We start from the raw sequence: 19,939 nt of genomic DNA on the forward strand, positions 1-19,939 counted from the left end.
CGGCCCCGGTGGGCCGGTGGCGGAAACCGGGCGTCTACAGCGCACAGTCGCAACGTGTGTGCCCGAGGTGGCGTGCCCGAGTCCTGCGTTGCCTCAGGCCTGGCCCTGCGCCTGGCGCTTGTCCACGTACTCGGTGATGATCGAGAAGAACCGCGCCGGGTCCTCGAACGGCAGGCCGTGGCCGCCCGGGACCTGGAGGTAGTCGGACCGGGGGATGGCGGCGGCCAGTTCGCGCTGGTGACGGGGCGGGATGATCCGATCGTCGGCGCTCGCCAGCACGAGTGTCGGCGCGGTGATCCGGTCCACCGCACCGCGCAGGTCGATCCGGGTGTCCAGTTCTACCTGCCCGAGGACGCGCTGGTCCAGCATGGCCGTGAAACCCGCGGCCATGTCGGTGAACTGCGCGTCGTCGAGGGCGTCGAGGAATCCGGGCCCCATGGCGGTGAGGATCAACTGGCGGGCCAGCAGGGCGGGGTCGGTCCGCAGCAGGCGTGCCCACAGGTCGAACATGAACGCCTCGCGCGGGCTCGTCCTGACCCATCCGGCGTGCAGGACGAGCGAGGTCACGGCATCGGGGTGCCGGGCGGCCACGGCCGTGGCGACGACGGCGCCCACCGAGTGGCCGACCAGGTGGAACCGTTCCAGTCCGGCGGACCGGGCGGTGGCGGCGACGCGGTCGGCGAGCGAGTCCAGGTCGATCGGTGCGGGGTCGACCGGGGTGCCGCCGGCGCCGGGCAGGTTCGGGGCGACGACGGTGTACCGGTCACGCATCGCGTCGATGAGAGCCCCCCAGTTCGAGGTCGCATCCGCGCCGGTGCCGTGGATCAGGACCAGGCCCGGGCCGGACCCGGCGACGACGTGGTCAAGCAGTGCACGACTGGTCAAGGGTGCCTCCATCTGTGAGTGGCTGAGCAATGCCCAAGATAACAGAGTTCTGTTATGTGCCAGAGCTCTGTTAACAGTCGGGGTGCGAGCTGGTGACGTACGATCCCCCTCATGGACACGCCGGTCACGGAGCGCCTAGGACTGCACATCAAGCGGGTGGAGCAGGAGCTGATGGCGGCCAAGCACGCCGCACTCCGGCCACTCGGGCTCACGGTTCCGCAGTACGTCGCGTTGTACACGCTCGACGGCCAGCCGGGGCTCTCCGCCGCCGCGCTCGCCCGTGCCTGCCTGGTCACCCCGCAGACCGTCGCCACCGTGCTCGCCAACCTGGAGGCGAAGGGCCTGATCACCCGACAGCCCCACCCCTGGCATCGCAAGGTGGCCGAGGTGCGCCTCACCGACGACGGACGCCGACTGCTCGCGCAAGCCGACGCGAAGGCCCTCGCCATCGAACAACGGATCGCCGACGGCTTCAGTCCCGGGGAACGCGCCCTGCTGATCGACCTGCTGGCCCGCGCATCAAGTCAACTGGCGCTCGCACCGGAGCAGGACTGACACCGCAGCCGACCCCGGGCACGTTCGTTCCTCCGTACCGTGCGATCTCGCCGACCGGGCCCACGGCATCTCGGCGCCGGTGAGACGCCGCCTCGCCATCGCAGAGCCTCCGGCCCCGCCGGCACCGAACCGGACACCACTTCCTGCCGAACGTCGCCCGGTCACCCGCCGTGCGGACAGCCCGGCCGACCGTCCAGAAGACCTGGCCCGAAACGAAGCGCAGCCACAGGTCCGTGACGGCGCAGCAGGTACCGCCGGGCGCGGTGCGCCTCGGTCACGGTGACCTTCTGTTCGAGGGGGGACGGTACGAGCGAGTCCATCACCAGCCCGCTCGCACCCGGTCGTAGCCAGGGGCCGGGGCGCACGCGGTCGCGGCGACGGCGCCGTCGGCAGGCCGGGCCACGATCCGCAGCGTCCCGAGCCCCGCCGGGGTGCGCGACGCCCGCCACTCCGTGCTTGCTCCGCGGCGCAGCGGCGAGATCACGGCCGTGAGGTCGGGCGGGTGCGGCGGGCGCCAGGTACGCGACCGTGCGCTGTCCACTGCTCTCACCGCCGTACCGGCGCTGTTCGACGCGGTAGTCGGCCGGACGGGACAGGCAGCCGGCCGGACGTTGTCACTCCCGCCGAGGAGTGAGCGGAGCCAGCCGCGCCTCGGCGGCGGCCCGAACCTCCGGGTCCTCCATCGGATCGTCGCGCAGCGCCGCGATCCGCTCCAGGGTTTCGGCGTGGTCCGGGGCGTGGGCGATGCCCAGCAGCCGGGCCTTCTCCTCGCAGTCCCAGAGGGACTCGGTGTGGGCCTGGTCGAGCCCGCCCGTGTCAATGGCGGCCAGCGCCTCCAGGTAGGCGGCCCGTTCGTACGAGTGCGGGGTTCGCAGCCAGAACCGGCGCAGGTCCACGACCGCCCCGGCGGCGGCAGGACCGAAGCGGGCCAGCCGCCTGGCCGTGGTGTCGGGTCCGCACCAGGCGCGGGCCCGCCACTGGTCGGCGAGTTCGGCCACGAGCTCCGGAATCACCTCGGGGCCGAGGTGATCGGCGAGGACATCCGCGCCGAGCCGGGCCAGCCACTCCCGCTCGTCGCACACCCAGCGACGCGCAGCCGGTACGGCCGAGGCGCCGAGGCGCGCGAGAGTCCGTCTCAGCAGTGGAAGGGGTCGGAGTCCGTCCGGGGTTCCGAGCGAGGGGACGAGCGGGATCAGCCCTTCCACCGGACCCCGGTGGGACAGCTCGCGCAGGGCGTCGACCCTGCCGGCCGCACCGGGCCGAGGGCCGGCCAGCAGGTCGAGCAGTTCGCTGTCCGCGAGGCCGGTCAGATCGAGAGGGGCCGGGCCCGGGGCCGGCCGCTGGACCTCGATCCCGAACCGGGTCCACGGCTCGGTGAACCACGGCAGCTCCGGCTCCCCGCCGATCCGGACGCGCGCCACCTCCTCCAGGTCCTCCCACCACGCCAGGGGCCACAGGTCGGAGAGTGACTCCAGGGCGGGGACCCAGTGCGCGCCCTCCCGGACGTAGGCGCGAAGAGCCTCTCTGGCCTCGTCGCACCCACCGAGGGCGAGCAGCGCCAGCACGTCGACGGCGCGCCCGCACTGCTCTTCGTTCCCGGCCAGCAGGTCCACGACCGGCGTCGGGGGCAGTCCCAGGTCCCGGAGCAGCCGGGCGAGGTAGCGGGAGCGGTCGTCGGTGCCGTCCCATCGCCAGTCCCGCCGGACCCCGTCGTAGACGAAAGGAGCGGCCGCCCGGGGATCCTGCATCGCCCGTACGGCGCCGAGGCCACGGCCCCGTTGCAGCAGGCCCTCGACGGAGTCGAAGCGGGCGTAGGACATCACATCGTCATCACTCATCACCCGGCACCTTGCCCCACTGCGGGGGTCCGCTGCCAGACGTTATTGGCCCGGCCCCGCCGGGAGCAGGCCGTCCCCGCTGATCGGCCCAGGTCGCCCTTCCCACTCACACCCGCCGGCCCCGAGGGGAGCCATCGCCCGGCTCCTCGAAGCGACCCCGGGTACTTCCTGGAGACCAGGCCGCCGGCCGTGGCGAGCCCCTGGCCGCGCGAGCAGTTCCTCGGCCTCGCCCGGCGCCGGGGCGCCGCGTACGCGAAGGCGGTGGACCACGGGATCGACGCGGTCGCCGATCAGCGGCGTGCCGAGCAGAAGCTGCGGGAGCCGGAGGGGCTGACGGTAAAGCCCGCCCGTAGGCACCGCCGGCAGGTGGGTGTGCGCTTCAGTGCAGGCGTTGCGCGTGGACGGGGGTGTCCGGCTCCAGCTGCCCGTAAGGTCCGTGAGTAACCGTCAGATCTTGTGGATGGGGAGCGCCTGGTGGAGAGTCGGCTGCCGTTCGGCGATGAGGTCCGGCAGCCGGCGCATGTCGTGGAAGACCACGGTGTCGGGGCCTTCGAGGCGTTCGGCCGGGGTGAGTCCGCCGGCGTAGCCGAAGGCGCGCATGCCGGCGGCGCGGGCAGCCTGGACGCCGGGCCGGCTGTCTTCGACAACTGCGCAGGCTTCGGGATCGACGCCCATCTGCTGGGCGGCGTGCAGGAACAGGTCGGGGGCGGGCTTGCCGCGGGAGACCTCGGTAGAACTGTAGATGCGGCCTGCGAAGCGTTCGTAGAGGCCGGTGCGGCCCAGGGTGTGCCGCATCTTGTCGTGGGAGCCGCTGGAGGCGACGCACGTCGGCAGAGCGAGCGCGTCGAGTGCTTCCGGCAAACCGTCGACCGGGGCGAGCTCGGCGTCCACCGCCTCCCGGTGGAGCTGCTCGAACCTCTCCGACCAGATCGCGGCCGTGTCCGGGCCGAGTCGGGCGGCGATCTGCTCATGGATGGCGGCGTGCGAGCGCCCGATGAACCGGTGCACGACCTCGTCCTCGGTCAGCGGCCATCCCAGTTCGGCTCCGAGGGCGACCTGGACACGAGCGGCGATGCGCTCGCTGTCGACCAGCACGCCGTCGCAGTCGAATATGACGAGTTCGATGGGCTTGATCATTACCGCAGCACAGGCCTCGCGTTCACGCTGCGGCGGTGACGGGTGCGGGCACGGGGGTGGCTCAGGGCCCGGAGCAGCCCCGCGCGGACACCCGCCCGGACCGCCCGGTGCAGAACGGCTGGGCGTGCGCCGCGGCCGGCACGCGGCCGAGCTCGTCCGCTCTCCGCGCACCGGCCCCCGTCGCAGCGGTTCACCGGCCCGGCGCAGCGCCGAACGGGGGACCGTTCCGTCGCCGTCTGCTCCAGGTGGAGCCCGTGAGTGGTGGACGCCTGCCCGCCCACGCAGGCTGGCCAGTGGCCGCCCGAACCACGTGGCGGACGCATCCATGCGGCGTCGCCGGATCGGGGCGGACGGGACGTCAGAGGGACGGAACCACATGGTGGAACAGGTCGGTGACCAGGGGTGCCCGCCGCCCGTGCGCGGGTCCGGCAGGTCGGTCCGGCGGTGGGCGCAGCACCGGTACGCGCGGGGTCGGTCCAGGGGTGCGACGACCTGTGCGGCACTCGTCGCGGGCGTACTGGCCCTGGTGGGCGCGGCGGGCCCGGCGCCGGGCGGTGCCGTGCCGTCGGCCGTTCGTGAAGGCGCGTCAGCACGTCCGGCGCGGTTCGTGCCCGCTGCCTGCCCGGAGACGCCCGAGCCGGTCCCCGGGCGGTGCGGGTACCTGGAGGTGCCCGAGAACCGCGAGCGGCACGGCGGGCGGACCGTCCGGCTGGCCGTCGCGATCGTCCCGGCCGCCTCGGCGAGGCCGGCCGCCGACCCGGTGGTGTTCATGGAGGGAGGTCCGGGCGGGGACGCGTTCGGCAGCATTCCCTTCCTGATCGGTTCCGGCGTGAACCGGGACCGCGACCTCGTCGTCATGGCCCAGCGCGGAACGCTCCACGCGCAGCCGAACCTCGCCTGTCCGGAGATCGACCGGTTCGGCGCGACCGCGGTGGGGCTGGTCCACGACGCGCCCTCCACGGGGCGGCGGCTGGTGCGCGCGGCGAAGGAGTGCCGGGACCGCCTGACGGCCGACGGGGTCGAGCTGAGCGCCTACAACAGCACCGAGAACGCCGCGGACTTCGCCGACCTGCGCAGGGCACTGGGCGTCAGGCAGTGGAACGTCTACGGGTACTCCTACGGCACCGACCTGGCCCTCACCTATCTGCGCCTGCACCCCGAGGGGATCCGCTCGGTGGCCATCGACTCGGTGGCGCCGCCGCAGGTCGTGAGCCTGCCGTGGACCTGGGACAGCGCCCGGGAGGGGATCGGCGCGATCCTCGCGGCGTGCGCGGCGCAGTCTCCGTGCGCGAGCCGCTATCCGGACCTCCCGGACCTGCTGACGGAACAGGTCCGGCGGCTGGAGGCGCATCCGCTGAGGCTGACGGCGCAGCCGCCCGCGGGCGGTGACCCGGTGCAGGTGGTCCTCGACGGAGGCGCGCTGGTGAACCTGCTGGTCGCCAACGCGGTCAAGGCCGTCGACGTCCCGGCGGCGCTCGACGAGCTCGCGCACGGGAACCCCGAGCGCTTCGCCCGCGCCCAGGCCGCCGGTGCGACGCCGGTCGTCGGCGAGTTCGCCCACGGCCTGACGCAGTCGGTGGCCTGCAGCGAGTGGGTGCCGGGCTTCTCGGAGGCCGACGTGCTGAGGGCCGGGCGCCGGGCCTTCCCCGGCTGGCCGGACACGGTCCTGGCCCAGGCACCGCAGCTCCCCTTCGAGCACGACGTCTGCCGCGTCTGGAACGTCCCCGACCGCACGGCCGTCCAGCGGGTCGCCACCTCCAGCCGGGTGCCGGCGCTCGTTCTCTCCGGCACCTTCGACGCGAAGACCGGAGCGAGCTGGGGGGCCTACACGGCGCGGACGCTGCCGCGTTCGACCGCCGTGCTGATCCCCGGCATCGGCCACTGGGTGGTGCCCCAGTCGCCCTGCGCCGCGGCCGTCCTGACCTCCTTCCTGGTGCACCCGACCGCGCCCGACACCGCTTGCGTGGCAGGACTCGCACCCAGACCGTTCACCATCACCCCCGAGCCGGAGACCCCATGACGACCGTCCGCCCGACCCGCCGCCGGAGCACCGCCCGACGGCTCCGAACCACCCTGGCCTCAGCCACGGCCGGTGTCGTCCTCCTCGGCCTCGCCGCGCTGCCCGCCCGGGCCGCGGACGGTGCACAGGAGCCGCTCGGCACCACCGCCCGGACGGCGGGCCACGCCCGCTTCACCCCGGGCCCCTGCCCGCGGACGGCGGACCCGACCCCGGCCCTGGAGACGGCACGCTGCGGAACGCTCACCGTGCCCGAGAACCGCGCCCGGCCCACCGGCCGGAGGATCACCCTCGCGGTCGCGATCGTGCCCGCCGCGCACCGACGGGCACCCGACCCGATCGTGTGGCTGGCCGGCGGTCCCGGCGACGACGCGAACTCCGAGATCCAGCTGGCGCTCAACGGCGGACTGAACCGGGACCGGGACGTCGTCTTCATGTCCCAGCGCGGCACCTACTCGGCCGACCCGGCGCTCACCTGCCCGAACATCGACCGGTTCAACGCGGACGCCCTCGGACTCGTCCACGGCGCGCCGTCCACCGGGCGCCTGCACGTCGCGGCGACGCGGGCCTGCCGCGACCGGCTGGAGGGCCTCGGCGCCGACCTGAGCGCCTACAACAGCACCGAGAGCGCCGCCGACTACGCGGACCTGCGCGTCGCCCTGGGCATCCGGCAGTGGAACGTGTTCGGCATCTCCTACGGCACCGACCTGGCGCTCCTCTACCTGCGCGAGCACCCGCAGGGCATCCGGTCGGTCGGCATCGACGGCGTGCTGCCGCCGTCCCTCGCCAGCGGAGCCGTGACCTGGAAGGCCGCACGCGAGGGCTTCGACGGCATCTTCGACGCCTGCGCGCAGCAGACCGCCTGCAACGCCCGCTACCCGCACCTGAAGGCCACCTTCGAGCGCCTCGTCCGCGAGCTGGAAGCCCGGCCGGTCACCACCGACGTCACGCTCCCGGACCACCCGGATCCGGTGAAGGTCGTGCTGGACGGCGGCACCCTGGTGAACTGGCTGACCTTCGCCAGCCACCTGGCGGCCGGAGTGCCCCGCTCCATCGACGAGCTGGCCCACGGCGATCCGCAGCGGATCGCCGAGCAGCTGGCCGGCGGCAGGCTCAGCCCGCAGGCCATGGGCAGGCTCTCGCACGGGCTCGCCTACGGCGTCTTCTGCAGCGAGTGGACCCCGTTCGAGAGCGAGGCCGACGTGATCCGGGCCGGGCGGCGCGCGTTCCCGTCCTTCCCCGAGTCGGTGCTCGCCAACGCACCGGGGCTCGCCTGGCTGCACGCGGACTGCCGGGCCTGGGACGTTCCCGCGGCCCCGCGCTCCGTCCGGGACGTGACGCGCAGTGACATCCCCACCCTCGTCCTGTCGGGCGGCTTCGACTCCCAGACCGCACCCAGCAGCGGGCCGTACGCCGCCCGCACCCTGAGCCGGTCCACCGAGGTCACCGTCCCCTACGTCGCACACGTGGTCTTCGCCGACTCGCCCTGCGCCCAGTCGATCACCACTTCCTTCTTCGACACCCCGACCGCACCCGACACCCGGTGCCTCGCGGGTCTCCGGCCACCGGAGTTCGAGATCGCGGCCTGAACGCGGCCGTTCACGGGGCACGCACCGGCGGCCGCCGGCGCCGCCGGTGCGTGCCCCGGCGCATGCGTTCCTCACTGCCCTCGCCTCCTTCGGCGCGTCGGCGGGGCGGAGTCCCCCGGCCGGGAGCGCCCGGGGGGTGATCTCCTGCCGGCGTCCGTGTCCGAGGCGATGAACCGTGCAGGCCGGGGTGGGGGGAGCGGCGTAGGCTGGTGGCAGTGTTCGGGGCTCGTCGATCCCGGCCGCCATGCCGGCCTCGTCCCGTGCACGCAGGTACCGGCGACGGGCGCGGCGCTGGGGCAGGACTCGGTGACGCCATGACTGCCCGGAACCACCCGACCGTCCCGGCTGCCGCCGACGGCCGCGGGCTGACCGTCGCGGACGCGATGGAGCCCTGCGGGCCGCGCATCGCCGTGGACGCCGGGATCGAACAGGCCGAACGCCTCCTCGCCGACACCGGCGCCGCCTGCCTGCTGGTGTGCACGGACGACGACCGCTGCCAGGGACTGGTCACCCCCGCTTCGCTCGCCCCGTTCCTCGCCTGCACCTGGTACAGCGCCCGTTCCCTGGTCCAGGACGCGATGCGCCGGTGCGACCCGCTCGCCTGGCCGACCCTGGCCCTGCCCCGCGCCGCGGTCGCCATGCACGTCAGACACCTCGACCCGTGGCCCGTCGTCGATGAGGACGGACGCCTCCTCGGCGTCCTCACCGGTGCCCGAGTCACCGCCGCTCTGGCCGCCCCGGGCCCCTGATCGGATGCCCATCGACCCCGAGGTCGACAGGCACGGCCGTCCCGTACCGGTCGGCGAACGCCCGGTAGTCCGCGGGCAGCCGGAAGCCGATGGCCTCGGGCCCGAGTTCCCACGGGACCACTCCCGCTGCTGGGCCCCGGCGGCCTGCATCCGAGCTGTGCGGGAGACTCCACTGCTGCATCGACCCGACCGACACAGGGGACTCGAACCCGCCGCCACCAGGCTCGATCGGGCAACGACCGTTCAGATCCGCACGGTCGAGGAGAGGTTGGAGTCCGGGGCCAGCACGGGTGCCGGGCCGTCCGTCCGGGTGTCGTCGTCGGATCCGTCCGAGTGGGTGAGGCGGCTGTCGTCGGTGCCCAGCCGCAGGGCCGCCCGTACCGCCTTCGGGCGGTCGTAGCCCAGGTAGCCGGTGGCGGCGGCGAGTTCGTTCTGCAGGGTCTTGGCGTCCTTCGCGTCCCCGGCCGCGGTGAGGTGCGGCTGGGCCTTGCGCAGCTCGTCGACCAACTGCTGGACCGGCCGGGAGGCGGCACCGCCCCAGGTGTGGGCGGTCAGCTCGCCGATCTCCTGGCGCACTCCGCCGGCGAGGGTGCCGGCCCAGGCCCGGAAGGCGGCCGGGTCGTCGGCGGGTTCGGTCTGCGGCGCCAGCGCGAAGGCCTGGTCCACCCGGTGCTCGGCGCCGAGGTAGGCCATCTGGTCGGCGTCGAACCGCGCGAGGTCCTGCTGGAGCGACCCGGTCAGACGATCGGTGCTGTCGGTGAGGAAGCAGGTCGAGCGGCGGCCGGTGCCCTGCTGCGACCAGGCGTGCTCGTCGGGGTAGAAGAAGTGCACCCGGACGGCGACCGGGAGCTTCCAGTTGTCGGGGGCGAAGCCGAGCAGGGCGTCGTTGCAGCCCTTCGTCGCGTCGGCGATCACCGCGGCCTTGCCCGGGTAGGACTTCTCGTCGGAGGGTGCGGTGGCGAATACCTCGCCGTAGTGCGGCGCGGCACAGTCCACCGGACGGACGTCCGTGACGCTGTCGGTGCCCGCGCCCGCGGGCTTGACGAAGCACTGCCCCGCGACGAGTTCGAAGACGTTCCAGGTGTCGGAGTGGGGGCTGGCCGGGGCGGAGCCGGAGCCGGTGACGGAACCCGTGTCCGACTCCGGCAGGTCGGCGTCCGAGGCCATCAGCGCGATGACCGTCACCACCGCCACGACGACCGCCCAGACGCCGCCCAGCGCGATGCCGGCGATCGCCAGCCCGCGTCCGCGCTCGTTGCGCCGCCGCACCTCGCGCAGCGCGGCGATGCCGAAGGCGACCGCACCGATCCACAGCAGGCAGGCGCCGCCGAGGATGCCCAGGACGAAGGAGGTGACGGCGAAGCCGTTCCAGCGCGTCGGCGGACCGGGCGGCGGCTGCCAGCCGAGCGGGCCGTACGCCGCGTACGGCGGGGTGGTGCCCCAGCCCTGGGCGCCGTAGGACGCGAAGCCGCCGGGCGGCACCGCACCTGGCTGCGGGTACGGCGCGGGCTGCGGGTACGGCCCTGGCGCGCCCCACGGGTTGCCGGCCGGCGGCGGCGTGTCTCCGGACGGCGGGGCGAAGGCACGAGCGAAGGCGTCGTTCCCGGCGGCTGAGCCGCCCGGCGGGGGAACGTCCTGGTCGGACGGCATGAGGTGAGCTCCCTGGGCGTGGTGCGCGCCGGACGGAATCGTTCGACGGCGGCGCGAATATAGCGGATCACTCGGACGTCCGTCCGGCTGGCCTCGCCCGGGTCGACCGCCCCGGGCCGACACCTTCGACCGGCCGACCGCTGACGCTCACCGCGCCGACCTGCCGCTCACCGCCACCTCCGGGCGCCGACCCTGCATCGACCGGCACCACCCGTCGATCCGGCCGTCAGCCGGCCGGGTACCCGTCGCAGGGCAGCACCGGGGCCGGCGCGGACCTCACCCCTCACTCCGGGCATCGTCCCCGGGCGCGCTCATGTCGCCGGTGGCGGGGATGCCGTCGGCGAGGCCGTAGCGCAGGAAGACGGCGCCGCGCGGCCCGGCGACGGGGGGTGCGAGGAGGGTGACGTTGGTGGGGACCGCGCCGGTGTCGAAGACCTTCTTCCCGACGCCGAGGACGATCGGGTGGACCCACAGGTCGAGGCGGTCGAAGAGCTTCTCGCGCAGCAGGGTCTGCACGAGATCGAGGCTGCCGACGACCTTCACGTGCTCGTGCCGGTCGCGGACCTCGCGAACCGCGGCGGGCAGGTCCGGTCCGAGCTGCACCGAGCCCGCCCAGGGCAGATCGGGCTTGCCGCGGGAGGCCACGTACTTCGGGATGCGGTTGAACAGGTCGGCGAAGGGATTGTCGCCGGCCTTCGGCCAGTAGGCGGCGAAGATGTCGTACGTGCGCCGGCCGAGCAGGAGGGCGTCGGCGCCCTCGTACGCGGCGTCGACCTGCGCCCCGCCGACCTCGTCCATCAGGGGAACCTGCCAGCCGCCGAACGGGAAGCCCTCCGGGTCTTCGTCGGGACCGCCGGGCGCCTGCCCGACGAGGTCGAGGGTGGTGAACAGCTCGATGTGGATGAGGCCCATGTCGTGCTCCCGATGAGTCGGTTGTCCTGGCGCGAATCCGCCCGCCGTCGACGGGCCGTCAGATCCGTCCGTGGCCATGCTCGCCCATCGGCGGGGCCCCGGAGGAGGAACGACGCGACCGCCGCCCGTCCGTGTCGCTCACGTCTCCGCCACCGTCCCCGTGGCGCGCCGGGCGGGCGATCTTGAATAATCCGGGCCGTGCCCACTCTCGTCCCACCCACCGTTCCGGTCGGCTTCCTCGCGGCGCAGCCCCACCCCACGGTGGAGGCCGAGGGCGGTGTGCTCCTCCGGCCGTGGGTCCCCGGCGACGCCCCGGCGGTGATGGCCGCCTATCAGGATGCGGAGATCGAGCGCTGGCACGTGCGCCGAGCGGACTCCGTCGCCGAGGCGGAGGAGTGGATCGCGGGGTGGCGCGACGGCTGGGCCGCGGAGGCGGAGGTGAGCTGGGCCGTGGTCGACCCCGCGCACGACGTCCTGCTGGGCCGCGCCGCCCTCAAGGCGCTGAACCTGGCGGACGGCACGGCGCAGGTCGCCTACTGGACCGTGCCGGCCGCCCGGGGGCACGGCGTCGCTCCACGCGCCGTCGAAGCCATGGCGTCCTGGGCGTTCGACGCGGTCGGCTTCCAGCGTCTCGACCTCGAACACGCGGTGGGCAACGCGGCCTCCTGCCGGGTCGCCGACAAGTCCGGCTTCCCGCTGGAGGGCGTCCGCCGCAGCGCCTGGCTCCAGGCGGACGGACGGCACGACGCGCACGTGCACGCCCGCCTTCGCTCGAACTGACCCCACAGGAGGAACCCGGTGCGGAACCCGCTGGCAGTCGCCGTCGTGCAGCCCGTCTGGGCAGGACCCGACGTCCTCGCCAACGCCGAGCGACACGCGCACGCGATCGAGAAGGCCGAGGCACGGGTCCTGGTCTTCCCCGAGCTCTCGCTCACGGGGTACGACCTGGACGCGCAGCCGCTCGCAGTCGACGACCGGCGCCTGCGGCCGATCACGGAGGCCTGCCGATCGACCGGCGCGGTGGCGTTGGTCGGTGCACCGGTACGGGACGCGGACGGCCGGGAGTACATCGCCACCCTGGCCGTGACCGGTGAGGGCACGACGGTGGCCTACCGGAAGACGTACCTGCACGGGCCCGAGTCCGACCGCTTCACCCCCGGCGAGGAACCGGTGGTGCTCACCGTCGACGGATGGCGACTGGGGCTGGCCGTCCGCTACGACGCGGCGGTGCCCCAGCACGCCGCGGACACGGCAGCCCTCGGCATCGACGCCTACGTCGCCAGCGCCGTCTACGGCCCCGGGCCCGACTCCCGCGCCCGCCGCGACGCCCACATGCGGGAGCGGGCCCTCGCCCACGACATGTGGGTCGTCCTCGCCACGGCCGCGGGCGCCAGCGGCTCCTTCGCGGGGACCTCCGGCGGTTCGGGTGTCTGGGCCCCGGACGGAGCGGTGGTGGCGCAGGCCGACCCGGAGGCAGGCCGGACGGTGGCATGCACGATCCCGACCCCGGCCTGAACGGGAACCGGGTCCGTTCACCCGAACGGCCGTCAGGGGGTGAAGACCACCTTCACCGCGCCGTCCTGCTTCTCCTGGAACATCCGGTAGGCGTCCGGCGCGGCGCTCAGCGGCAGCCGGTGGGTGGCGAAGGTGTCACCCCGAGCGGGTCGTCCTCGGTGAGCAGCGGCAGCAGCTCGGGCACCCAGTGCAGCACGTTCGCCTGTCCCGTCCGCAGCCGGATCTGCTTGTGCCTCCGGGTGGTGGTCCTCCACCACGACCAGCCGTCCGGTCTCGTCGGCGGCCGCGGCCAGTGCCTCGCCGTCCACCGGTTTCACGGAGTACAGGTCGAGGACGCGGGCGGCGACGCCCTCCTCGGCGAGCAGGTCGGCGGCGGCCAGGCACTCGTGGACGGTCACGCCCGTCCCGGCCAGGGCGACGGTGTCCCCGGCACTGCTGCGGAGCGTCTTGGACCCGCCGACCGGGAAGGCCTCCTCGGGCCCGTAGAGCACCGGGTAGGCGCCGCGGGTGGCCCGCAGGTGGGAGATGCCGTCGAGGTCGGCCGCGGCGGAGGTGAGCGCCGCGGCGGAGGTGGCGTCGCTCGGGCTGAGCACCGTGGAGCCGTGCACGGACCGCATCATCGCGAGGTCCTCCAGGCCCATCTGGGACGGCCCGTCCGCGCCGATCTCCACACCGCAGTGGGCGCCGCACAGCGTCATCGTGACCTGCGAGATCGCGGCCATCCGGACGAAGTCGTGGGTCCGGGTGAGGAAGGCGGCGAAGGTGGCCGCGTACGGGTGGCGGCCGCGCACGGCCATGCCGACGGCGGTGGCGATCATCTGCTGCTCGGCGATGAAGTTCTGGAAGAACCGCTCCGGGTACGCCTCCGCGAAGTCCTCGGTGTGCGTGGAGTTGCCGACCTCGGCGTCCAGCACGACCGTCTCCGGCCGGGCACCCAGGGCGACCAGCGTCCTGCCGAAGGCGGAGCGGGTGGCGACCTCCTCGCCGCGCTCGAAGCGCGGCAGCTCCACCGCGCCGCCCGCGCCCGGGGACCTGCGGCGCGGCGCGTCGGGCGGCCGCGGACCGCGCACGGTCAGCTGCCGGACGCCGCCGAGTTCGTCGACGGCCCGGGCGGCCAGGTCCTCGGGCAGCGGCTTGCCGTGCCAGCCCTCGGCGTCCGCGACCGCGGACACGCCCCGGCCCTTGACCGTCCGCGCGACCACGACGGTCGGGGCCCGGCCGTCCGCCGCGGTGGCCAGCGCCCGGTCGACGGCCTCCAGGTCGTGGCCGTCCACGGTGATCGCGCGGCAGCCGAAGGCCTCCGCCCGGCGGGCGTACGTCTCGGTGTCCCAACCGAGCTCGGTGGGTCCGCACTGGCCGAGCCGGTTGACGTCCACCACGGCGGTGCTGGCCCGTACCGAGTCGACCCGCAGTTGCTGGGCGAGTTCGGCGACCTGCCGCAGGTCGGTGCCGGGTTCGACCGGGGCGGTGAGGGTGCGGTCGGCGGTCGTGGCGCTCTCCTTCCGTTCTTCCCGCGCCTGCCCGCCGAAGAGCTCCGGAATCGCCCCTTCCGCCGCCGCGTGGCCGGGCCCGGAACGGGAAGCCGCCGGGACAGGAACGAGCGGCCGCAAGGAGCCCCTGATGAACAGCCGGAAGCACACCCCGGACGGCGACCGCAGGCCCGGGGAACGGCACGACTTCCCGCACGGACCGGGCCGCACCTCGCCGCAGTGGTGGCAGCAGGGCCCCGTGCGGCGCGGCACCGAGCCGGTCACGGCCCGCACCGACCTGGAGCTGAGGCGCCTGCTCTCGCGGGTCTTCCTCGGCTTCTTCGTGGTCGGCACGGTCGCCTTCGCCGTCCTCGCCGGGACGGCGGGCACCGGGGCCGCGCCGAACCGCGCGACCTTCGCCGTCTTCGCGCTGCTCTGCCTGGCCTTCGCCGGCATCGCCGCGCTGGACCTCATGGTGATCCGCCGCCGGATGGCCGCGGGACAGGGCCGGGACCGGACCGAGCGGTGAGCCCGACGGCGTCGGGCACCCCGCCCGGGTCGGCGGGGCAGGGCAGTTGGAGGCGTGGGATCGCCCCGTCCGGGCAGACGCCCGGCAGGCCCCCGAAACGAGGAGGTGAGGGTGATGGCCAAGATCCGGATCGCCACCAGGCCCGGCCGCGGCCGCCCGCGGCCCCCGATCGACCTGCGGACCCCGTCCGGTCGCCCGCTGCCGTACTGACCCGGTCACTGACCCGGCGTCGACCGAACGCGAAACCCAAAGAGCCTCAGCACCCGGCCGTACCGGCCGGGTGCAGCTCGTTCGGGTGCAGCTCGTACAGGGCGAAGGCGTGCCGGACGACCGGCTGCGCCACGTTGCGGACGGGGACCCCCACCCGCCGTCAGGCCGTGCTCGGTGCCGGCGTGGGCGTGGCCGTGGACGGCCAGGTCCGCCCGGCCCCCGTCGATCGCCTCGGCCAGCAGGTAGCTGCCGAGGAACGGGTAGATCTCGGGGGGCTCGCCCGCCAGGGTGTCCGGCACGGGGGAGAAGTGGGTCAGCGCGATCCGCAGGTCGCAGTCGGCCAGGTCGGCCAGTGCGGTGCCCAGCCCGTCGGCGAGCGAGCGCGAGGCGGTCGCGGCCGTCGCCGTGGGGGTCGTGCAGTCGGGCGAGGCGGACCCGTCGCGCTCCGATTGATCCCCTGATCCCCTGATCCCCGGCGAGGCCGTCACCGCGTTCCGGCTGCTCGGCGAACTGCTGGGCACCGGCGCAGCCGAGGGCGTCCTCGCCGAGCCGGACCACGAGGCCGCCGTGGACGCCTCCGCCCAGCTGCGGGCCGTGGCCGCGGCCGTCGACGAGAGCGAACTCGGAGCCCTCATGGCGAGCTGCCCCCGGGCTTCTCCGACCTCCTCGGCCACCCCGAACCCGCCTGACAGTCCCGAACCCCCTCCGAGGAGGCCCGCTGTGCCGAAGCCGCCGCGTCCCCACCGCACCACCGCGCAGCAGCCCGCCGTGGAGGGCGTGCGCCACGAACGGGCGGTGCTCGCCGCGCTCGGCGAGCTCCTCGACGGACTCGCCGCCCTCGGCGGGGGCGAGCCGAGGTTCGGGAGCCTGCCGTCGATCGTCGTCCGCCGTCCCGCGATCCGCCCCGGTCCCGCCGACCTCGACGCGACCGCCTGAGCCGTCACCGTCCGTGCCGGGTGCGGGCCGTTTCGTTCGGGGGGGCTGACTTCACCCCACAACAGGTCCACACTGGTGCTGTGACCAGGTCACTCGTCCCCCCTGTGCGTCCTGCGTCCGCGGCGGCTGCTTCGCCCCGTGGACAGGCGGCCGGGGCCGTCCCGCGACGACGGGGGCACCTGGTCGCCGCCGAGGCGAAGGACACCGCCGCCGTGGCCGCGCTGCGCCACGCGCTGCTCAGCGAGATCGGGCACTGCCCGCCCGGCGGATCGGTCACCGCGGACCTGGGCGCACTGTCGCGCTGCTCGGGCGAGGGCATCGCCGTCCTGCGCGAGGCACTCTCCGCCGCGGCCGCGCGCGGGATCGAACTGCGGATGGTGGGCGCGCACTCGGCCGTCCGCCACGCCCTGGGCCTGATCGACGTCGGCGGCTGGCACGTGGCCGTCCCCCGCAGCCCCTGACGGGATCCGGCCCCGGCGGCCCTGACGGGATCCGGCCCCGGCGGGTCGGCACGGAGTTCGCGCTCCCGGCACAACGCATGGTGGCTGCGCATTCGCCGTTCGCGATGGGCTCGGCCCGATCGACATCGGCGGCGGGCGCGTAGCCGTCCCGTGCGGGCACCGGCGGGGCGGCGCGGAGTCCTCGGCCGGCCTCTTGCCGTCCCCGAGCATCAGAGCCGTCGGTGCCGTCCCTCGCCGGGTGTCGCCTCGTCCTCGGGCGGCAGGTCCACGGACGGCAGGTCCACGGGCGGTGGCTCGCGGTCCTTGCGGCGCCGGCCGAGGACGAAGGCCAGGACGAGGACGACCACCAGGGCGGCGCCGGCCGCGATCAGCCACAGGTGCGGGCCGGAGCCGTCCGCGGCGAGGGCAGCGAGGTCCGCCGGTCGTGCCGGGTTCGTGAGGGTCATGGCGCCACGCCTGTCCCGTGCGGGGAGGGCCAAACCGGTGGCCGCGGTTGACTGCCCACGACCGGGGGTAGCCGCCGCACGTGCTCACCATCGGTGTGGAGGAGGAGTACCTCCTGGTCTCCCCGGCCACCGGGGTCCCGGTCGCGCGGGCCGCCCGGGTGCTCGCCGAGGCCGGCCTGCACCCCGCGGTGGCCCGCGGCGAGGTGCAGCGCGAACTGCTGCAGGCCCAGCTGGAGGTGGCGACCCCGGTCTGCCGGAGCCTCGACGAACTCGGCGGACACCTGCTGCGGCTGCGCCACGGCCTCACCGACGCCGCCGAGGCGTGCGCCTGCCGGCTGGCGGCCTGCGGCTCCGCCCCGTTCACCGACCGGCTGCCCGTCCCGGTCACCCCGTCGGCGCGCTACCGCCGGATGCGCCGGGACGCACCCGCCCTCACCGACGAGCAGATGATCAACGGCATGCACGTGCACGTCGGCGTGCCCGGCCGGACGGAGGGCGTGGCGGTGCTGAACGGCCTGCGGCCCTGGCTGCCCGTGCTGACCGCGCTGAGCGCCAACTCCCCGCTCTGGCGCGGCAAGGACACCGGCTTCGCCAGCTGGCGGACCGTCGTCTTCGGCCGCTGGCCGGTCAGCGGGATGCCCCCGTCGTTCACGGACGGTGCCGACTACGACCGGCGGATCCACCGGCTGGTCGCCACCGGCCTGGTCCGCGACACCGGGCAGGTCTACTGGCAGGCCCGCCTCTCCGAGCGCTACCCGACCGTCGAGGTCCGTGCGTCCGACGTCCAGCTGCGGGCGGACGAGGCCGTGCTGCTCGCCGGACTCGTCCGTGCTCTCGCGGCCCGCGTCCTGGATCCGCGCCGGTCCGCCGCCGTGCCGCCGGCCGCGCCCGAACTCCTCCGGACCGCCGCCTGGTACGCCGCCCGCCACGGCGTCGCCGAGCGGCTGCCCGACCCCGCCACCTGCACCCTCGTGCCCGCGTCCGAGGCCGCCGAGGCGCTACTGGCCGCCGTCGGGCCCGAACTGCGCGCCGACGGTGACCTGGAGCGCATCGAGGAGGGCCTGATCCGCATGATCACCGACGAGACGGCCGGCCTGCTGCCCTGACCCGGCGCGGTCTCGCACCGCCCGGTCCGGGCGCCCGTGACCGGCCCCGCCGGGGCCGCGCAGCCGAGGAGGACGGCCATGGACAGGCCCGAGCAGTACACGCCGGTCTTCGACGACCCGCCGACCGGCATCACCGTCACCGCCACCGGCGCCATGGGCACCGACGGCGCCCGGGTGTACACCGACGACTCCGGAACGGTCCGCGTGGAGATCGAGGCGGACGGCACCGTCCGGGCCGTCACCACCCGGGCGCTCGGCCGGCCGCGGGCCGCCGAGCCGCTCGGCCGAGCCACGGGAGTCCGTGCGCACCACCGCGATTGCGGCGGGGATTCGCGGGCAGACGTACGGATTCAGGCGATTCCGGTGCGAGCCCCCCGGGCACCGGAACGCGGACCGGGCCGACCGGAACGGGTGCACAGCCATGGCCACCGTCGCACGAAGACTGCCGCTCAGCCGCCATCAGACCGCACTCTACGAGCGGGCCGGCGAACTCGGTTGGTCGGTACGCCGCGAGCCCGGCGACCGGACGCGCAACGAGCGCCTGCTCTTCACCCGTCCCGGGCGCTCGCTGATGGCCGTCTTCACGCACGACGGCGCCTTCGCCTACGCCAGGGTCTCCGGCCCCGGCACCGGCGTCGCCGAACTCGACCTGGCCGCGGCCGTACGGGAACTGGAGAGCACCTCCGCGAGGCCGGCCCCGCCACCGACTGCCCCCGCGGGCAGCACGCCGGACAGGCCCCCGCCGGTCGTGCGCGTCGTGCGGCCCGAGGAGACACCGCCGGCCGAGTCGAGCACCACGGCCGGCATCTCGGTGCCCGAGCCGCCCGAACTCCGCAGGGCCTGGGGCCCGTGGCCGCTGCTGGTCATCGGCCTGCTCGTCCTGTGCGTCCTCGTCTTCATGGTGGCGCGCATCATCGCCTTCGATTGACCTCATCGGCTGCGGCCGACCATCGGCCTCGAACGCCGGGGGCGAACGGAGAGGACGTCATGGCCGACGACCTCGCAGGACTGCCGGACCACCGCGTCCGCCACCTGCGCCCCGGTCAGGACCACGCGCTGGCGACGGCGATGGCCTTCGTCCAGCAGACCCTCGACGACTGGTACCCGGCCGGCCGGGACCGGCCGGAGACCCGGCGGGTGCGGGAGAACGCCTTCCTGGTGGCGGACGAACTGGTCGCCAACGCCTGCGCGCACACCACCGGGCCGACCCGGCTGGACCTCGACCGGGTCGGCCGGCGGTTGAGCATCTCGGTCACGGACGGGAACGCCGCACCGCCCGTCCTGCCGCACCCCTACCGGCCCGACGCACCGACCGGCCACGGGCTGAAGATCGTCGACCGGCTGGCCCTGCGCTGGGGGCACCGGCCCGTCGGAGGAGGCAAGACCGTCTGGGCGGAACTGCTCCCTCCCGTGCCCCCGCTCAACGGCGTGCCCGTCGACGTGAGCCGACTGGACTGAGGTGGCCGGACCGAGGCGGCCGGACCGAGGCGGCGTCAGCAGGTGGTGTCAGCAGGCGGTGTCCTGGAACCGGCCGGGGTCCGGGCAGTGGATGTCGAAGACGGTGTCCGCCTCGGTCACTTCGAGGAGGCGGCGCACCTGCGGGCTGGGGGAGGTCAGACGGAAGGCGATGCCCGCTGCCAGGGCTACTTGCCGGGCGCGCAGCAGTTCGTTCAGGCCGGCGGAGCCGCAGAAGTCCAGCGCGGCGCAGTCCACCTCCAGCAGTTCGGGTGCCGGGTCCTCGGTCAGCGCCCGTGCCAGGGCCCGTGCCAGGGCGTCGGAGGTCTCCATGTCGACCTGCCCCGCCAGTGCCAGCGTGCACACCCCCGGCGGAGCGGGACGACGGGTGACGCGAAGATCGGTTCCCACGGTCGCTCCTCTCGTCGGCCGGGCCTCCCGAAAGCGGGAAGCCTCCACCCCGACACTCGCCCATCCGGG

20 protein-coding genes and 2 pseudogenes are annotated in these 19,939 nt (G+C 74.6%); 13 read left to right on the plus strand and 9 right to left on the minus strand.

The features are described from left to right. Positions 1-93: 93 nt before the first annotated feature. Complete coding sequence (locus tag IE98_RS0118440) at positions 94-885, minus strand: alpha/beta fold hydrolase (protein WP_234443586.1); 792 nt, start codon at positions 883-885, stop codon at positions 94-96. A gap of 111 nt (positions 886-996) precedes the next feature. Here IE98_RS0118440 and IE98_RS0118445 point away from each other — a divergent pair, with 111 nt between their 5' ends. Continuing rightward, the gene (locus tag IE98_RS0118445; RefSeq protein WP_030270251.1) at positions 997-1,440 is read left to right on the plus strand and encodes a MarR family winged helix-turn-helix transcriptional regulator; all 444 of its coding nucleotides are present in this window, start codon (positions 997-999) and stop codon (positions 1,438-1,440) included. A 614-nt stretch (positions 1,441-2,054) separates the two neighbouring features. Here IE98_RS0118445 and IE98_RS44750 read toward each other — a convergent pair. Together IE98_RS44750 and IE98_RS0118455 are read right to left on the minus strand one after the other, a co-directional pair. Further along, entirely contained in the window at positions 2,055-3,278 is a 1,224-nt protein-coding gene (locus IE98_RS44750; protein ID WP_159400967.1) for a hypothetical protein, read from the minus strand. A gap of 447 nt (positions 3,279-3,725) precedes the next feature. Beyond that, complete coding sequence (locus tag IE98_RS0118455; RefSeq protein ID WP_052390672.1) at positions 3,726-4,415, minus strand: HAD family hydrolase; 690 nt, start codon at positions 4,413-4,415, stop codon at positions 3,726-3,728. A 667-nt stretch (positions 4,416-5,082) separates the two neighbouring features. Between IE98_RS0118455 and IE98_RS0118460 the strand changes: the two genes are divergently transcribed. From IE98_RS0118460 to IE98_RS0118470, 3 genes are all read left to right on the plus strand, one after another. Next, a complete protein-coding gene (locus IE98_RS0118460; protein WP_043174496.1) occupies positions 5,083-6,435 on the plus strand; it encodes an alpha/beta fold hydrolase in 1,353 nt (450 codons plus the stop codon). Next, the gene (locus tag IE98_RS0118465) at positions 6,432-8,021 is read left to right on the plus strand and encodes an alpha/beta fold hydrolase (protein WP_030270260.1); all 1,590 of its coding nucleotides are present in this window, start codon (positions 6,432-6,434) and stop codon (positions 8,019-8,021) included. Before IE98_RS0118460 ends, IE98_RS0118465 begins: the two co-directional genes overlap by 4 nt. 314 nt (positions 8,022-8,335) lie before the next feature. Beyond that, positions 8,336-8,770, plus strand: a complete 435-nt coding sequence (locus IE98_RS0118470) for a CBS domain-containing protein (RefSeq protein WP_030270262.1) — start codon at positions 8,336-8,338, stop codon at positions 8,768-8,770. A gap of 243 nt (positions 8,771-9,013) precedes the next feature. Here the strand turns inward: IE98_RS0118470 and IE98_RS0118480 are convergent, their stop codons facing one another. Both IE98_RS0118480 and IE98_RS0118485 read right to left on the minus strand, forming a co-directional pair. Then, a complete protein-coding gene (locus IE98_RS0118480; RefSeq protein WP_030270264.1) occupies positions 9,014-10,420 on the minus strand; it encodes a DUF4190 domain-containing protein in 1,407 nt (468 codons plus the stop codon). Between the two features lie 276 nt (positions 10,421-10,696). After that, positions 10,697-11,332, minus strand: a complete 636-nt coding sequence (locus tag IE98_RS0118485; protein WP_030270266.1) for a dihydrofolate reductase family protein — start codon at positions 11,330-11,332, stop codon at positions 10,697-10,699. A 198-nt stretch (positions 11,333-11,530) separates the two neighbouring features. Here IE98_RS0118485 and IE98_RS0118490 point away from each other — a divergent pair, with 198 nt between their 5' ends. Together IE98_RS0118490 and IE98_RS0118495 are read left to right on the plus strand one after the other, a co-directional pair. Then, complete coding sequence (locus IE98_RS0118490) at positions 11,531-12,112, plus strand: GNAT family N-acetyltransferase (protein ID WP_030270268.1); 582 nt, start codon at positions 11,531-11,533, stop codon at positions 12,110-12,112. A gap of 18 nt (positions 12,113-12,130) precedes the next feature. Next, complete coding sequence (locus tag IE98_RS0118495; RefSeq protein WP_030270270.1) at positions 12,131-12,847, plus strand: carbon-nitrogen hydrolase family protein; 717 nt, start codon at positions 12,131-12,133, stop codon at positions 12,845-12,847. A 32-nt stretch (positions 12,848-12,879) separates the two neighbouring features. Here the strand turns inward: IE98_RS0118495 and IE98_RS0118500 are convergent, their stop codons facing one another. After that, positions 12,880-14,457: a transketolase gene (locus tag IE98_RS0118500; RefSeq protein WP_234443587.1), complete on the minus strand. Its 1,578-nt coding sequence runs from the start codon at positions 14,455-14,457 to the stop codon at positions 12,880-12,882. 10 nt (positions 14,458-14,467) lie between these two features. Here IE98_RS0118500 and IE98_RS42640 point away from each other — a divergent pair, with 10 nt between their 5' ends. Continuing rightward, positions 14,468-14,845 (plus strand): hypothetical protein, encoded by a 378-nt coding sequence (locus IE98_RS42640; RefSeq protein WP_030270274.1) that lies wholly within the window; start codon positions 14,468-14,470, stop codon positions 14,843-14,845. 256 nt (positions 14,846-15,101) lie between these two features. On the opposite strand, the pseudogene IE98_RS46420 reads toward IE98_RS42640, so the two are convergent. Then, positions 15,102-15,441, minus strand: a pseudogene (locus IE98_RS46420) (metallophosphoesterase family protein); the annotation flags it as partial. Positions 15,442-15,775: 334 nt separating this feature from the next. On the opposite strand from IE98_RS46420, the gene IE98_RS0118520 reads away from it, so the two are divergent. Together IE98_RS0118520 and IE98_RS49210 are read left to right on the plus strand one after the other, a co-directional pair. Next, positions 15,776-15,991, plus strand: coding sequence for a hypothetical protein (locus tag IE98_RS0118520; RefSeq protein WP_030270276.1), 216 nt, complete (start codon positions 15,776-15,778; stop codon positions 15,989-15,991). A gap of 212 nt (positions 15,992-16,203) precedes the next feature. Beyond that, on the plus strand, positions 16,204-16,452 hold the full coding sequence (locus IE98_RS49210; protein WP_030270278.1) for an STAS domain-containing protein: 249 nt from the start codon (positions 16,204-16,206) through the stop codon (positions 16,450-16,452). A 209-nt stretch (positions 16,453-16,661) separates the two neighbouring features. Here IE98_RS49210 and IE98_RS0118530 read toward each other — a convergent pair whose 3' ends face one another. Next, complete coding sequence (locus IE98_RS0118530) at positions 16,662-16,898, minus strand: DUF6479 family protein (RefSeq protein ID WP_030270279.1); 237 nt, start codon at positions 16,896-16,898, stop codon at positions 16,662-16,664. An 80-nt stretch (positions 16,899-16,978) separates the two neighbouring features. Here IE98_RS0118530 and IE98_RS0118535 point away from each other — a divergent pair, with 80 nt between their 5' ends. The 4 genes and pseudogenes from IE98_RS0118535 to IE98_RS44755 all read left to right on the plus strand — a co-directional run bounded on the left by IE98_RS0118535 (position 16,979) and on the right by IE98_RS44755 (position 19,462). Continuing rightward, positions 16,979-18,004, plus strand: a complete 1,026-nt coding sequence (locus IE98_RS0118535; RefSeq protein ID WP_063748958.1) for a carboxylate-amine ligase — start codon at positions 16,979-16,981, stop codon at positions 18,002-18,004. A 78-nt stretch (positions 18,005-18,082) separates the two neighbouring features. Continuing rightward, positions 18,083-18,274 (plus strand): annotated as a pseudogene (locus tag IE98_RS52600) (DUF6296 family protein); the annotation flags it as partial. Positions 18,275-18,425: 151 nt separating this feature from the next. After that, a complete protein-coding gene (locus IE98_RS50915) occupies positions 18,426-18,932 on the plus strand; it encodes a DUF6480 family protein (protein ID WP_043174498.1) in 507 nt (168 codons plus the stop codon). A 59-nt stretch (positions 18,933-18,991) separates the two neighbouring features. Then, positions 18,992-19,462: an ATP-binding protein gene (locus IE98_RS44755; protein WP_052390675.1), complete on the plus strand. Its 471-nt coding sequence runs from the start codon at positions 18,992-18,994 to the stop codon at positions 19,460-19,462. 48 nt (positions 19,463-19,510) lie between these two features. Here IE98_RS44755 and IE98_RS0118550 read toward each other — a convergent pair whose 3' ends face one another. Continuing rightward, a complete protein-coding gene (locus tag IE98_RS0118550; RefSeq protein WP_159400968.1) occupies positions 19,511-19,870 on the minus strand; it encodes an STAS domain-containing protein in 360 nt (119 codons plus the stop codon). Positions 19,871-19,939 lie beyond the last annotated feature (69 nt).

The organism is Streptomyces sp. NRRL B-24484 (assembly GCF_000717715.1).
Classification (GTDB): domain Bacteria; phylum Actinomycetota; class Actinomycetes; order Streptomycetales; family Streptomycetaceae; genus Kitasatospora.

What these genes read in the sequence shown, in the direction of transcription:
- IE98_RS0118445 (WP_030270251.1), top strand. Translation starts at nt 997, where the DNA reads ATGGACACGCCGGTCACGGAGCGCCTAGGACTGCACATCAAGCGGGTG.
- IE98_RS44750 (WP_159400967.1), bottom strand. Translation starts at nt 3,278, where the DNA reads ATGAGTGATGACGATGTGATGTCCTACGCCCGCTTCGACTCCGTCGAG.
- IE98_RS0118455 (WP_052390672.1), bottom strand. Translation starts at nt 4,415, where the DNA reads ATGATCAAGCCCATCGAACTCGTCATATTCGACTGCGACGGCGTGCTG.
- IE98_RS0118465 (WP_030270260.1), top strand. Translation starts at nt 6,432, where the DNA reads ATGACGACCGTCCGCCCGACCCGCCGCCGGAGCACCGCCCGACGGCTC.
- IE98_RS0118470 (WP_030270262.1), top strand. Translation starts at nt 8,336, where the DNA reads ATGACTGCCCGGAACCACCCGACCGTCCCGGCTGCCGCCGACGGCCGC.
- IE98_RS0118480 (WP_030270264.1), bottom strand. Translation starts at nt 10,420, where the DNA reads ATGCCGTCCGACCAGGACGTTCCCCCGCCGGGCGGCTCAGCCGCCGGG.
- IE98_RS0118485 (WP_030270266.1), bottom strand. Translation starts at nt 11,332, where the DNA reads ATGGGCCTCATCCACATCGAGCTGTTCACCACCCTCGACCTCGTCGGG.
- IE98_RS42640 (WP_030270274.1), top strand. Translation starts at nt 14,468, where the DNA reads ATGAACAGCCGGAAGCACACCCCGGACGGCGACCGCAGGCCCGGGGAA.
- IE98_RS0118530 (WP_030270279.1), bottom strand. Translation starts at nt 16,898, where the DNA reads ATGACCCTCACGAACCCGGCACGACCGGCGGACCTCGCTGCCCTCGCC.
- IE98_RS50915 (WP_043174498.1), top strand. Translation starts at nt 18,426, where the DNA reads ATGGCCACCGTCGCACGAAGACTGCCGCTCAGCCGCCATCAGACCGCA.
- IE98_RS44755 (WP_052390675.1), top strand. Translation starts at nt 18,992, where the DNA reads ATGGCCGACGACCTCGCAGGACTGCCGGACCACCGCGTCCGCCACCTG.